Below are 13,965 nucleotides of genomic sequence, written 5' to 3' on the forward strand. Positions count from 1 at the left end.
CCCCTCGATCCTGCAAAAGACCGTGCCGCGTTCAACCGCGCCATCGACCATTACCTGCCCAGCCAGGGTTTCCACAACGTCAACGACGACCTGAGTTTTGAAGATGCTTTGCTCTACACCGCCAGCTTGCTCGACAGCGCTTCGGCAACGGCGCTCGATTGCGGCGAGCTGCTGGATAACCCAGGGCGGGCGAAGATTCTGGCGGTGTGGCATTTGTTGGAGATTGCCAAGACGACGGTAGATCGCTCTATTGAATGCGTGAAGCCTTTGAAGCCAACAACTTAAAATGTAAAAGCGGGTTTGGCCCCATTTTGTAGGAGCGAGCTTGCTCGCGAAAAACTCACAGGCGCCGCGTTTATTCAGGAGGTGCGCGTTATCGTTGAGGTTCTTCGCGGGCAAGCCAGCTCCCACATGGGTTCGCAGGGCATCAGTCGAATCAATATCGGCTGTCAGGCCGTCACGGGATCAAACTCCCTCGCCATAGTTACCGGTCAGTCTCAACTGATAAGCGTCAGGCTTGCCCGCTATGGTGATATCTCCATCGAGGACCACTATCGCGGAGAAACCCGTTCCCCTCTCGCAAGCATTCAGACACCGCTACCAGCATCTCAAGTTCTGGGCAGGCTCGCCGCGTGAATAAATGCCTCATCCAAAGTATTGCCGCCATACCTGCTCAAAAAGCCCGCGGCATTGGAAAAATGATTAAAGCGTTGTTGGCTCAGCATGTAAAAGTCATCGCAGTGAGTGACGATCTCATCGATGTTATGCGAAGACACGAGTATTGCCACACCTTCCGCCGCTGCTCCCTCCAAACAACGCCAAATGTGGTAACGGAACTCCGGGTCAACGCCTGCGGTGGGCTCATCCAAAATCACAAGGTCTGCGTTAACGGACAATAACGACAAGGTGAAAAACCAGCGCTTTTCACCATAGCTGCAAAGGGATGATTTCTTCTTCCAGATTTCGCAATAGCGTTCAGCAATACCAGGGCTCCACTTTTCAATTTTTTCCAAAGCGTGCCGCTGGGTAACGCGCGTATCGGAGCAAAAAAGCATCATCATGTTAAAAACATCGAACATTCGAAATACTGGAGGCGTTGCGATGATCTGTGACAGGTAAAGTAGCTTGGAAAATGAATGTTGCACTTCACCGCCATTCAATTTCTTCAGGCCACAGATTACGTCAAAAAACGTAGTTTTTCCGGAACCATTAGGCCCCAACAAACCTGTCATTGTGCCGGCCTCGACTTCCAATGAGGCACTCTTGAATAAAATATGCTGACCGTACCTAACGTCCAGTGCATCCACGATTAGCCGTTTCATCAGTACCGACTCCAAACGGGGTTGATGAGTAAAAATCGGAACACAAACCACCCTGTGACAATGATCATTCCTAAAATCGACGCTACCAACGTAGCGGACCCGGTTACCCCCACCAACATCAGGCGATTGGCCCACCCCATCGGATTAAAAAGACCGATTAAGTTAAATAGTGAATACGAGGTGCTAAGGCTACCGATACCCAGCGCCAACATAGAGACTGATAATATGGAGAAAAGAGTATTAGTATTTTGAAAGCCTATGGGCACCAGCGTCAACAATAAGGATGGCGTAGAGAAAAGCAAAAAACACATATAGAAACGACCAACAATAACCAACCACTCTTCCAGGGCCATCAAACCAAAATAGCCCCGCGTCAGCACATAAAACACCGAGCAATAAATAACCGACATAAATGAGTACGCTAAAAACTGCCCAGCGAGAAAGGTGATCTTGGTACGTTTTGCATACACAAAAGAACGCAAAAAACCACTTTCTCTTCGCCCCACTATATAAAACGCCAAACCAAAAAGTGCCACGCTTGAAGAGATGAAAGCGTAAAACCATGAAGTGGCAGATGCGTAGTCACGTAAAGTTTCTCTGCCAGAGTACCCGGCGTAACTAATCAAGTAGAAGGTTACCACAGGGGATATTACGACCCATAACAGGGCGACCGGCTCTTTCAACTGTTCCTTGATAAAAAGCTTCGCCAGCAAGAAAGGTTTAAATAATGGGTAAATACGCATAGCTCACCTCATGGAAACGGTACCATTCTATTCAGACGAGACGAAAACATTAAGGATTCAAAACTTTTGGAATAACTATTTCTCAGATTTATGTTTCTTGAATTATTCATATGAAGAAACAGATCAGGTGAAACATACTTTGCAAAGACGCAATTAACCCCATTAATCCTGGCGCGCCGAGAATAAAAATAACCCGACACACCCAACCCATTAAGCACCGACAGAAAAACCTCCAATGAAAACTCCAAAGAAGTCTCCCTATCGTCACCATCAGCAACCACATAATCGGTTATTTCACAATAGGTACCATACTCATTACAGGTCATAAAATAGCGAAGATAGTCATCCTCCACTTTTCGCTCATCAGACCCGATCGATTTAAACAAATCCATAAAACGATAAGTTTGCCACAGCTCAAGCAGCGCTTTTTCCAACGCTTCGCCGACGTCACCTGAATAGGACATACCCGCACAATACTTCACATGTCGATCACTATCGTTTTGGCCATAAACCGCCAACAAACAAACCCCAGGAAAACGTTTGTCAGAAATATCGAAAATGGAAACCTCGCCGGAAAATATTAGCGCATCATATAAATATTTAACATTCCTCCCTCGTAACAGACACTCAACTTTACCGAGCGAGAACAGTGCTTGGCATTGCTTAGTCAGCCAAAACCTCAGTAGAAATTGTCGTTCAAGATACTCTTTTACAGCTCCTAAAAACGCAACATCTACGTTCCAGTAAAAGCTGCACCCACAGGTGTCTCTCAGCGGATATAAAAAATTATCCTTTTCGAGGCCGTGCGCAGAAAGAGAAATACATACAGTGGGAATTAAGCACTCAGAAAAATCAGAAGCTCTCATGACTTGCGTCAGTGAGAAGTGATGTTTTTTAACCTCTTCAATTGATATCAGCCTTGAAGCCGTCTGTGTAAGAGCGCTGGCAAAACTATCAACTTCAGCTCTCGTCAACGAGTCACTAAGAAAGCCGCGCTTTATCGACAAAATCTCTCTATAAAAATGACGCCTTTCAAAATACTCTCCCAAGGCAGTTTTGATAGAGCGTGCGCCCCCGCCCACCCCTGACCCGTTAACTGAAAGAGCGTCTGACACCTCTACAGAATTTGGTAAATAGAGCAGTCCGGCAGGTTGAAACAATAATGCTCCAGGAAGATCCGGCTTCTGCATTGCATTAACAAGTTTCATGCTGCTTACCTATTAAATGAATACATACAGGAAGAAACAGAGCGGGGTTAACCCCCAGCAACTTACATACCATGGAGTCCGTATAAGCAGACCACGGGCGGCAGGCAAGTCCTAATTTTTTTGCTTGAATCTCCACAAGCATATAAATAGAGCCAACTTCCATAAGCGCCATGCGATAACCACGATACCTATATTTGAAAATATTTTTAGGCATATAGACTGAATAAACAATAGCCAAACTCGGAAAACCAAGCTGTTCTCCAGACGAACCCATTATAGCCGCCTTCACATATTCAAAATCCACATCCACCTGCATCACTTCAAACCTCCTAGAACTAGGAAGCAAGTGCAAAACGCGCTCTTTAATGGGCCAGTCTGCATTACTCTCAGCGAGTGAACAAATGAAGATCTCAACAGGGTAGAGTGCTCCTGCACTCGGATACCCACGTTTGTGTGCTCCGACATTCCTAGAGACAAGAGGTGACACCAGCTTTTCAAGCACTTCAAAGTTCAGAGACGCTGACAAAAACTTCTCGCATGATTCATTTCTGTATAAGCATTCAGCCCTATCTTCCTCGGACAATCCAAGGCTGACCGTTAGCCCCATATCAGGATAGAGTACGAGCTCATTCCCGGTTAACTGGGTCAGATGTTCTTCGTCCAGTGTATGGAGGCCAGTGCAATGTTGAAACGCTGTATGAAATGTGAAGTTGCCTTTACTATGAAACTCAAGCACTGCCTCATAGACGGCAGGGTCTATAAATCTAAAATAATAGTCATGCGGAATATTTTTCACTTCCTTACCTCCAGGCAATCGCAGATATACCAGTGGGAACTGGACTCTTGAAATATTCTGCCGTCACTTAATTGCACATACGAGGAGCACAACACATCATCATGATACTTGCGCAAAACGCCGCTCTCAGTAAAAAACTTCACATTTCTAATAATTGCACCAATAACCACCAACTCTTGATACAAACTTAACTTCTTAAAGGGCACATTGACATGTTCATTTTTACAAAACGCCAATGCCGATGCCCAGTTGTTTTTCACCCGTTTGACTGACTCATTATGAATAAGTCTATCAACGGTACAAAAATGACAAGGGTTTCCGACCTCCGAGATATAAGGTTGCCCGATGCAAAAAAAACCGCCCATCGGCCAACAAACGCTAATAGCGCTAGCTGGTGATATTTTTGCCAAGTCAAAATGTATTTTTTTCAGGCCCTCATAATCATAAGAATGGCATAACAACACAATAAAACATCTAAACCCCGCAACAGAACTTACTATATCACTTGAAAAATCTTTAAACTCTACGACACCCGATAACTCTTGTCTAAATAAATCTTCAACCGCGGCAATCCCTTCCCACGAATGCACAACTATAGTCTTTTCAAAATAAAGCTCCTTAGCCGCCGTGAACGGAATTATTTTCTCCAGAAACTCAAATGCACTGGCTGCATTCAAGCCATTATCGGCGAGTATTTCATCCAACTCATCCTTCGTCAGCGCAGGAGACATTTGTATCTGTCGCAACGCCTTCAAGATCGGTCGTGAATGCACCTTAGAGATACCCGCATCGGATATTACTAAACTTTCCGTTTCAAAATTGAGAATCTGATAGTTAGGAATGGCTATATTCATTATGTGATCCCCTGTAGGGGTTTCAGGCGCTGCCTAAGAAACCCCGTCAAGTGGGTAAATAAACCTATTCTTTGGCAAGTGATTGTTCTTCTATCGAGTTGTGACCACATCCACCAGAGCCACCACTTCCTCCATTACATCCACCGCCACCTCCACACCCTCCACTTCCGCCACATCCCCCCTGACTTCCTGAAGCGCCAGCATTGCCAGCATACGGGTTAAATCCATAGTCATTGTCGAAATCATAGATAACTTCGCCATACTCTGATTTTTTCATTTTCAAGTTCCTCATATAGTCGTGTATTGTCACCAAACCGAAGTGACACTCACAATTTAGTAGACAAGAAGAAACTTGCAACGAAAATAATTTTTCCTTGTGGAAATTCAGTTACATCTAATTAGGAAATTTCACTCATTAAATTCAGAAAACCAATAATTGTCAGAAAGAAGAGGCAATGAATCAACTTTCACACACCAGATTATTCCTTCAAAAAATAACATCTTAGAAGTTACCAACCTCGGAATTCAACAACCGTTCTCTGGCGAGTTCTACGTAGGAAGCGGCGTGAAACTTCAAAAAAACGGTAATAAATCCGACAAGCGGTCCGCCGAGTTAGCGCCTTGAAACAACTTTAAAAGGCCAGCAAGCCGTGTCCCTGGTTTAGTCGCGACAGGTGTCTTCCCCTAATCCAACGCGGAGTTACACCATGAATAAAGTCCTACCCGATCCACCCCTCGATCCTGCAAAAGACCGTGCCGCGTTCAACCGCGCCATCACCGCCCATTCCTGGCGTTGGCTGGTGCGGGTGAAATACACATACATCGCCGCCAGCAACACATGAAAGGCCGACGCCTGGTAGTGGTTGGCAACCTGCTCCATGCGGTTGAGCAACTGCACCGGGAAGCCTTGCACCCAGGTGTTGCTCGACGTCTTGGCGTTGTGCCTGGGGGTGAGCAGTGGTTCGGGCAGCGCTTGGTATCTGCCCAGCCAATAGTCGCGGTCGCAGGCGTAGCGGGCCGATTGCAGGTAGCGTTGGTCGGTGTCGATAAAGTCGATGTAGGACGGCGCCAGCGGCTCGGCGTCGCGCCCCTGTTCCAGGGCGCTGTAGAGCTGCGCGAGGGATTGCAGCATCTGGCCAAAACCCCAGCCGTCGAGGATTAGGTGATGAGCCTGGATGCCAAGGCGGTAGTGATCATCGTCAAGTTTGACCAGGAAAAACCGGCACAAGGGCTCGCCGCTCAGGGCGTAGGGCCGAGCCATTTGCGCCTGCATCAAGGCTCGGGTTGCCGCCGATGGGTCGGGCAGCGCAGAGAAATCATGCAGCGCCATTTCCACCCTCAGCTCAGGGGCGAATGTTTGCCCTGGCAGGCCATTGGCGTCGGTGTGCAACTGAGTGCGTAGCGCATCGTGCCGGGCCACCAGCAGTGTGACGGCACGCTGCATGCGTTCGGGCGCGACTTTGCCGGCAAAATCCAGGCAGCCGCCAATGTTGTACAGCGGCGAATCGCCCACGCGCAGTTGGTCGAGCCAAATGTCATGTTGGGCACCCGTGAGGGGAAAGCGGGCCGGCAGGCTGGAGGAATACTGCATAAGATCCTTCTCATGGGGGTCAGGCACTGGCCGCGCAGAGGTGGCCCATTACGCCGAAGTGGCCGGATTGGAGCATGGGCGCCGGGGGGTGTCTGTCACCCGAAACCCGGACATTCAAATGGATGGATAGGCCTTGGCCGAAGGTTCATGGCTGAAACGATTAAAGCGTTGTAGGAGATTGGCTACAGCTGATCCATGCCGAGCCTCTGGATATCCCATTGATTTTATAAATTTCTCATTTACATCAATAAGTTAACAAAGTCTAAAAATAACTTACGCCTGTACGTAGCCGGCTCAACTCATGAGAAACGTCGGTTTAATGGCGCAGTTTTTATGGCAGCTTGTGTCCCTCGTTCCCGCTACATACGTAGGACAAAGCCCCATGGCTAAATGAAATCTCGAACGCCGAGTTACGTTCAAGCAGTACGGAGCGCCCTGCACAGGCCCTGGGCAACCGTTGACGGTTTTCGACATCAAGGATGAGATGGCTATGAGTCTGACCCCCAGTATTGGCGGCACCTGCGGCCCGCATTTCTATGCCGAAATGGGCGAGTTGATTTCAAACAGCGGCGACGAACATTTCGCCGCCACGATGTTGCAGTTGGTGGGCAAGTGGGTACCGATTCACCTGGTAGACCTCAGCGAATGGACCCTGGATGAACTGCGCGACCGCGTGCTGGGCATCAAGTTACTGGGCAGCGCCGGGGTGAAAAAGGATTTGTCGGTGCCCCAGACCTTGCATGCGCTGAACGACCACCCGCTGTTGCGGCAGATGCTGCACATGCAAGACCCGCTGCTGATCCAGATGAACGCCAAGGCCAACAGCGCGCATCCGCGCGGCACTTCGCACCAGTGCAATCTGGTATCGCGCCAGGGCAATCGACGCTGTGTGATTTCGTTCTACCGCCCGCCGACGCAGCAGGGGTTCTCCCTGGCTGAGTTGTCGTTTCTCAAGTGCTTGTCGGACACGCTGTTGCCGTTGATGGAACGGCACGCCCAGAGCCTGCGCCAGGCGCCGCACGCCGAGACTGAGCCGGCCCATACCCTGTTGGAACAATCGCAGTTGCAGCGTGAGTTCTACAAACGCTTGTCTTTGAGCGACATCACCCTTTCGGCGCGGGAACAGGAGGTGTGCCTGGGCCTGCTGACCGGCGGTACCGTGCCGCAAATCGCGGAGAAACTCAGTGTCAAAAACAGCTCGATCGAGACCTACCTCAAGCGCGCCGCCGCCAAGCTGGGCGTGAGCGGCCGGCATGGCCTGGCCAAATGGATGGTGGGCGCCTGATAAACACACGACGTTAGAGTAACTTGAGCCCAACCGCGGCACGCCGGTTTGCATCGCCGCTTTCCAGTGGTTGTTTGTGCCCGTATTTGTCCAGGAAGCCGCCCACCACGGCCATCGAATGAAAGCCGCTGGTGACCGTGCCGATAGCGCCGTTCAGGAAGTTCTGGAGGGTTGCGGGCGCCACGAAGTCTTTCAAGCCCAGGCGACGCAAGGCCTGTCCCGGATACTCGCCATCATTGAGGCTGCGTATGGCGGCGGCAAAACTCTTATTAGCCTCCCCGTCATTATTTTCGAGGTAGGCGCGTTTGGCACTGACGGCATATAGAAAGTGCGCATTGACCAGAACATCGTTGGGCCGGTCGGTGCCGAAGTTGGCGCCGGCCGTGGCCTGCTTCAGTTCGTCATGGGTGATGTGCAGCTTGAACCCATCGCGCGTGACAATACGATAGCCGGTGTCGGTGACCACGATGGATTTGTAAATACCGTAAGGGTTATGGCCGAATCTCATCATCGCGGCCTTAATGGCGGATATCGTCACGCAATTACCTTCGGTCAATTGGTAAAAGCTTTTGAAAATATCAGTGGGCTTGATGCCCGTATTCGCAGGCGTACCTTTCAAGAATTCGTCACGATTGACGGTGCGGTTATCGGTGACACTCGCAGGCAAAGTTACTGAATCAACGTCGGGTTTCAACCGAGCGGATAACGTCGCCAACAGACGCTCCAACTCGCCTACCAGGCTACTGAGTTGTTTGGCTTCGCTGGCTGGCGCAGGCGGATTGGAAGAAGACAAAACAACTGGAGAAGTTACAGCATCGCTCGCCCTGGCATGACCAAGAGCAACAGCATTAACGCAAGACACTAACATGTTGGATAACCTCCTGACACTTACCGAACACTTCAAATTACCCGCGAAGAGTGACTACCTTCAATGACGGTGAAACCGGCGTGTTGTATAACTGGCCCTCCATCACGCCCTCAATAATCACGCCGTTCTTGTTTCTCCCGCCCTTGTCCAACGGCACCCCGACCTGCGCCCCCAAAGCACTGGCCTCGATGACCTGCATATGTTCTTTCAGCCCCAGATAGGACAGCGCCGTGTCACCGTCGATGCCGCCTCCGGCCCCCACCAGTACACCCGGATAACTAGCCTCGGCATGGTACGCGCTGTCTTTTTCATAGTGGCTGAAGAAACGGTCCGCGGCCCTCTCGCGCGCCAGCTCAATGTGCTGGCGCTTGCTCATCACGCCAAACAGAAATTGCGCATCCTTGACCATGCCTTCATCGCCGCCACTGAACTTTGCCGCCCTGGCCGCCAGTTCAAGTTCTTCAACGGTGATTATCAGCTTGAAGCCGTCTCGCATCGTCACGTCATAGTGGTCGCCATGTTTGACGACGTGCTTGAAAATCCCGATAGGGCTTTGCCCGAATGTAGCCATGACAACCTTGATCGCGGCCACGTGCTCCTCTCGGCCCAAGATGCCCAGGTAAGGAAAGTTCTCATACGTGGCACGCAACCCATTGCGCAGGTCGTCAGGCTTTTGCCCTTTGGGTTTTTCAGACATAAACGTAGTGATTGGCTCATAGTTTTTATCTGAAAACATCTCAGCGAGTTCGGTATCAAACGCGCTACGGGTCTTGGCCAGGTTCGGCCGGTTCATGAAGGGCGCCAATTGTTCTTTCCATACACTTTTAACGGTTGGCACGGTGTCAGGTGCAGTCTGCGTATTCATCAGTGGTCTGTGCGGCGAACTCACAACAGGGGTTGGGTAAGCCACAACGGGTGGCTGGGGTTTCGGCGCCTCATTCTCCCTGCTCATCCATGTTTTAAGTGCCACGACTAATGTACCCAACAACCTCAACAGCTCCCCCAGCTCTGCGTCACGGTTTGAGTTAACGCTTGGGCCAATCGGATAATGTGCCGGTGATTGACCCAAGGGATTGGGTCGATCTGTAACGGGTTGATCAAGGGTTTTATCAGGCTGTGTAAACGTTGAGTGCGCAGGTGAGTAAGCAGGCTGAGTGTGCGTGAGCATTGTAGGAAGTCTCATTTAATTGAAGGAGGACAAGCGAAAACTATCAGGCGCTACTTGCTCACCGCCGCTGCCGAAAGCCTGCACTGAACAAGTACTCATGCGTGGTCAGGCGGTCGGAAAAGTTCCTGCCAGACAGGTAACAACATCCTTCTCGTTCAACGAACCGCTATCAGAAAATTCCTCAGCGTTGCGCTTTTTCTCCGAACAATCCTCAGCGTATCGCCGACTGACGCACCCGATATTCCCCCGGCGTCATCTGCGCGTACCGCAAGAAAAACCGACTGAAATACGCTGGGTCCTTGAACCCCAGTTGGTAGCAGATTTCATTCGCGGAACTGCCGGTAAACAACAGCAGGCGCTTGGCCTCCTGCATCAGCCGTTCAAGGATCAGGCGCTTGGAGGGCAGGTCGGCGATGCGCCGGCACACTTCATTGAGCCGCGCCTGGGTCACGCCAATACCTTGGGCATAACGCGCCAACGGCCAATGTTCCAGATAGTGGGCTTCGATCAGTTCGTTGAAGCGATGGAAGATACGCAGGTCTTCATGGGCTGTCGGACGTGCGGGCTGGGCGTGGGCGCACAGGCGCAGCAGGCGGATCATGATCAGCCTTGTGAGGCTGTCGAGGGCGGCGGCGCGCCCTGCCCGTTCGGCGTTGATCTCACTGCACAGCGCCTCGAAGAGTGGCTCCAGACCCTCGGCGTCGCCAGTCAAGGCCACACATGCGGCACCGCAAGCAAGGCTGGGGTCGGCGTCGATCAAGCTCCACACCAGTTGCTGGCGCACCGTCAACACATGCCCGTCGGCATCGGCCTCGGTGACAAAAGCGTGGGCCACCGTGGGCGGCGTGAGAAAAAACATCGGCCCCGATTCAACGTATTGGTGGTCATCCAGATATACCCGCACCCCGCCACTCTTGACGTAATGCACCTGGAAAAACCGGTCATGGCGATGCACCGCCATATTGCGCCCGAAAAAACCTGCCAGGTTGCCGAGCTTGTCGTAATGCACCTCGGCGTCGCTGTAGCGCTGGTCGTAGACCTGCCCGATGTTGATGTTGGGAATCGGCTTCACGGGGCTCTCTTCTTGTTGTTGTGAGGCCAGCGCAGTGTGCCACGCTTGACGGTAGTTAACATATTAATTATAACGTTAACAACTTAACGAACGGCCTGTGCAGCCGTCGTCACCGCCAGGAGAAACGCATGAGCCGTACCCTGCATGATGTTGCCAGCGGCACCCTGTTCGGCGTTGCGCTGAACTACCAAGGCCTGCTGGACCAGCATCTCGCCGCCTTCCAGCAGGCGCCCTACCAGCAGCCACCGACCAAGCCGGTGCTGTTTATCAAAACCCCCAACACGCGCAATGGGCACGACGGCGTGGTGTTACACCCGCACGGCGAGCGCCTGCAACCGGGCCCGGCGCTGGGCGTGGTGATCGGCCAGCGCGCCAGCCGTGTCAGCCCGGAGAACGCCATGGCCCATGTGGCCGGGTATGTGGTGGTGAATGAATTCAGCCTGCCGGAAGACAGCTACTACCGCCCTGCCGTCAAAGCTAAATGCCGCGATGGGTTTTGCGCCCTGGGCCCACGGCTGGTTGCGCGGGATCAAGTGGCCAACCCCAATCAACTGAGCCTCAAGCTGTTCGTCAATGGCGAGCTGCGCCAGGAAAGCTCTACCGCCCATTGGGTACGCGACATCCCGCAATTGATCGCCGAGATCAGCGAGTTCATGACCCTGTACCCCGGCGATGTGCTGATCACCGGCACTCCGGAAGGCCGCGTGGATGTGCAGCCAGGCGACCAGGTTGAGGTCGACATCACCGGCATAGGCCGACTGAGCAACACCATTGCAGCAGAGGCATCGGCATGAAACGCGCACGTATCCGCTTTGAAGGTGCAACCCACAACGTATTGGTGCAAGCCGACTGCAGCGTGCGCCTGGAGGATGGGCGGTTGCTGGCCGAAGACCAGGTGCAATGGCTACCACCCGCCACCGGCAACATGTTCGCCCTGGGTTTGAACTACGCCGACCACGCCGCCGAACTGGCCTTTACGCCGCCGACCGAACCGCTGGCATTCATCAAATCGGTGGGCACCTACACCGGCCACCGCCAAGTCACCTGGCGCCCGGACAACATCGCCTACATGCACTACGAGTGCGAGCTGGTGGCGGTGATCGGCAAGACCGCGCGCAACGTCAAACGCGCCGACGCCCTGGACTACCTGGCCGGTTACACGGTGTGCAACGACTACGCGATCCGCGACTACCTCGAGAATTACTACCGCCCCAACCTACGCGTGAAAAACCGCGACGCCACCACCCCGGTCGGCCCATGGATCGTCGACGTGGCCGATGTGCCCGACCCAGGCAACCTGAAATTGCGCACCTGGATCAACGGCGAACTGCGCCAGGAAGGCAGCACGAAAGACATGATTTTCGATATCCCCTACCTCATCGAATACCTGTCCAGCTTCATGACCCTGCAACCGGGCGACATGATCGCCACCGGCACGCCCGAGGGCCTGGCCGATGTGGTACCGGGGGATGAAGTGGTGGTGGAAGTCGAAGGCGTGGGCCGCCTGGTCAACCGTATTGTCAGTGAAACGGAGTTTTTCTCCGCGCGCAAAGAGGCTTGAGCACCATGATCAAACACTGGATCAACGGCCGTGAGGTCGAAAGCAAAGACACCTTTATCAACTACAACCCGGCCACCGGCGAGGCCATCGGTGAAGTGGCCAGCGGCGGTGCCGAAGAAGTCGCGCAGGCCGTGGCGGCGGCCAAGGCCGCGTTCCCCAAGTGGGCCAATACGCCGGCCAAAGAGCGCGCGCGCTTGATGCGCAAGCTAGGCGAGCTGATCGAACAGAACGTGCCACACCTGGCCGAGCTGGAAACCCTGGACACCGGCCTGCCGATCCACCAGACCAAGAACGTGTTGATCCCGCGTGCCTCGCACAACTTCGATTTCTTCGCTGAAGTCTGCACCCGCATGGACGGCCACACCTACCCGGTGGACGACCAGATGCTCAATTACACCCTGTACCAGCCAGTGGGCGTGTGCGGGCTGGTGTCGCCCTGGAACGTGCCGTTCATGACCGCCACCTGGAAGACCGCGCCGTGCCTGGCGCTGGGCAATACGGCGGTGTTGAAGATGTCGGAACTGTCGCCGCTGACCGCCAATGAACTGGGGCGCCTGGCGGTGGAAGCCGGAATTCCCAACGGCGTGCTCAATGTGATCCAGGGCTACGGCGCCACCGCTGGCGATGCACTGGTGCGCCACCCGGACGTGCGGGCGATTTCCTTTACCGGGGGCACCGCCACCGGTAAGAAAATCATGCAGAGCGCCGGCCTGAAAAAGTACTCCATGGAACTGGGGGGCAAGTCGCCGGTGCTGATTTTCGAAGACGCCGATCTGGAACGCGCCCTCGACGCCGCGTTGTTCACGATCTTTTCCCTCAACGGCGAGCGCTGCACCGCCGGCAGCCGCATCTTCATCCAGGAAAGCGTCTACCCGCGATTTGTCGCCGAGTTCGCGGCGCGAGCCAAGCGCTTGATCGTCGGCGACCCCCAGGACCCGAAGACCCAGGTCGGCTCGATGATCACCCAGGCCCATTACGACAAGGTCACCGGCTACATCAAGATCGGCCTGGAGGAAGGCGCCACGCTGCTGGCTGGCGGCCTGGAACGCCCGGCCAACCTGCCGGCGCACCTGAGCCGCGGCCAGTTTATCCAGCCGACGGTGTTTGCCGACGTGAACAACCGGATGCGCATCGCCCAGGAAGAAATCTTCGGCCCGGTGGTGTGCCTGATTCCGTTCAAGGATGAAGCCGAGGCACTGCAACTGGCCAACGACACCGAATACGGGCTGGCCTCCTACATCTGGACCCAGGACATCGGCAAGGCCCACCGCCTGGCGCGCGGTATCGAAGCGGGCATGGTATTTATCAACAGCCAGAACGTACGGGATTTGCGCCAGCCGTTTGGCGGGGTCAAAGGCTCGGGCACCGGGCGTGAAGGCGGCCAGTACAGCTTCGAAGTGTTTGCCGAGATCAAGAACGTGTGTATTTCCATGGGCAGTCATCACATTCCGCGCTGGGGCGTGTAGCCCAGGCTCAAACAAGCCTCCTGTGGGAGCC

At 53.4% G+C, this 13,965-nt stretch carries 14 protein-coding genes and 1 pseudogene; 5 read left to right on the top strand and 10 right to left on the bottom strand.

The features are described from left to right. Positions 1–285: DUF6124 family protein (locus tag BMH52_RS20500; protein WP_073844872.1), on the top strand; the 285-nt coding region annotated here is incomplete at its 5' end. A 323-nt stretch (positions 286–608) separates the two neighbouring features. Here the strand turns inward: BMH52_RS20500 and BMH52_RS20505 are convergent. The 7 genes and pseudogenes from BMH52_RS20505 to BMH52_RS20530 all read right to left on the bottom strand — a co-directional run. Beyond that, a complete protein-coding gene (locus BMH52_RS20505) occupies positions 609–1,322 on the bottom strand; it encodes an AAA family ATPase (RefSeq protein WP_073844874.1) in 714 nt (237 codons plus the stop codon). Next, positions 1,322–2,065: an ABC transporter permease gene (locus tag BMH52_RS20510; RefSeq protein ID WP_072433839.1), complete on the bottom strand. Its 744-nt coding sequence runs from the start codon at positions 2,063–2,065 to the stop codon at positions 1,322–1,324. The genes BMH52_RS20505 and BMH52_RS20510 overlap by 1 nt, the downstream gene beginning before the upstream one ends. Positions 2,066–2,073: 8 nt before the next feature. Next, positions 2,074–3,273: a YcaO-like family protein gene (locus BMH52_RS20515; RefSeq protein ID WP_073844876.1), complete on the bottom strand. Its 1,200-nt coding sequence runs from the start codon at positions 3,271–3,273 to the stop codon at positions 2,074–2,076. Then, positions 3,260–4,069, bottom strand: coding sequence for a SagB/ThcOx family dehydrogenase (locus tag BMH52_RS20520; protein WP_072433837.1), 810 nt, complete (start codon positions 4,067–4,069; stop codon positions 3,260–3,262). Before BMH52_RS20520 ends, BMH52_RS20515 begins: the two co-directional genes overlap by 14 nt. After that, the gene (locus BMH52_RS20525) at positions 4,066–4,923 is read right to left on the bottom strand and encodes an McbB family protein (protein ID WP_073844879.1); all 858 of its coding nucleotides are present in this window, start codon (positions 4,921–4,923) and stop codon (positions 4,066–4,068) included. Before BMH52_RS20525 ends, BMH52_RS20520 begins: the two co-directional genes overlap by 4 nt. Before the next feature lie 90 nt (positions 4,924–5,013). Then, a complete protein-coding gene (locus tag BMH52_RS29210) occupies positions 5,014–5,157 on the bottom strand; it encodes a hypothetical protein (RefSeq protein ID WP_158068761.1) in 144 nt (47 codons plus the stop codon). A 541-nt stretch (positions 5,158–5,698) separates the two neighbouring features. After that, positions 5,699–6,514 (bottom strand): annotated as a pseudogene (locus BMH52_RS20530) (condensation domain-containing protein); the annotation flags it as partial. A gap of 490 nt (positions 6,515–7,004) precedes the next feature. On the opposite strand from BMH52_RS20530, the gene BMH52_RS20535 reads away from it, so the two are divergent. After that, on the top strand, positions 7,005–7,799 hold the full coding sequence (locus BMH52_RS20535; protein ID WP_073844881.1) for a helix-turn-helix transcriptional regulator: 795 nt from the start codon (positions 7,005–7,007) through the stop codon (positions 7,797–7,799). A 13-nt stretch (positions 7,800–7,812) separates the two neighbouring features. Here BMH52_RS20535 and BMH52_RS20540 read toward each other — a convergent pair whose 3' ends face one another. The 3 genes from BMH52_RS20540 to hpaA all read right to left on the bottom strand — a co-directional run bounded on the left by BMH52_RS20540 (position 7,813) and on the right by hpaA (position 10,907). After that, entirely contained in the window at positions 7,813–8,667 is an 855-nt protein-coding gene (locus BMH52_RS20540) for a hypothetical protein (RefSeq protein ID WP_256575810.1), read from the bottom strand. 37 nt (positions 8,668–8,704) lie between these two features. Beyond that, positions 8,705–9,532, bottom strand: coding sequence for a type III secretion protein (locus BMH52_RS20545; protein ID WP_224796950.1), 828 nt, complete (start codon positions 9,530–9,532; stop codon positions 8,705–8,707). Positions 9,533–10,046: 514 nt separating this feature from the next. Continuing rightward, on the bottom strand, positions 10,047–10,907 hold the full coding sequence (gene hpaA / locus BMH52_RS20550) for a 4-hydroxyphenylacetate catabolism regulatory protein HpaA (RefSeq protein ID WP_073844883.1): 861 nt from the start codon (positions 10,905–10,907) through the stop codon (positions 10,047–10,049). 128 nt (positions 10,908–11,035) lie between these two features. Between hpaA and BMH52_RS20555 the strand changes: the two genes are divergently transcribed. From BMH52_RS20555 to hpaE, 3 genes are read left to right on the top strand one after another with little or no spacing between them, the layout of a single operon-like run. Continuing rightward, positions 11,036–11,701: a fumarylacetoacetate hydrolase family protein gene (locus tag BMH52_RS20555; RefSeq protein WP_072433833.1), complete on the top strand. Its 666-nt coding sequence runs from the start codon at positions 11,036–11,038 to the stop codon at positions 11,699–11,701. Continuing rightward, complete coding sequence (locus tag BMH52_RS20560) at positions 11,698–12,468, top strand: fumarylacetoacetate hydrolase family protein (RefSeq protein WP_014719071.1); 771 nt, start codon at positions 11,698–11,700, stop codon at positions 12,466–12,468. Before BMH52_RS20555 ends, BMH52_RS20560 begins: the two co-directional genes overlap by 4 nt. A gap of 5 nt (positions 12,469–12,473) precedes the next feature. Further along, entirely contained in the window at positions 12,474–13,934 is a 1,461-nt protein-coding gene (hpaE, locus tag BMH52_RS20565) for a 5-carboxymethyl-2-hydroxymuconate semialdehyde dehydrogenase (protein WP_072433832.1), read from the top strand. Positions 13,935–13,965: the final 31 nt, after the last annotated feature.

Origin of the sequence: Pseudomonas sp. BTN1, assembly GCF_001907715.1 — a bacterium.
Lineage (GTDB): Bacteria > Pseudomonadota > Gammaproteobacteria > Pseudomonadales > Pseudomonadaceae > Aquipseudomonas > Aquipseudomonas paracarnis.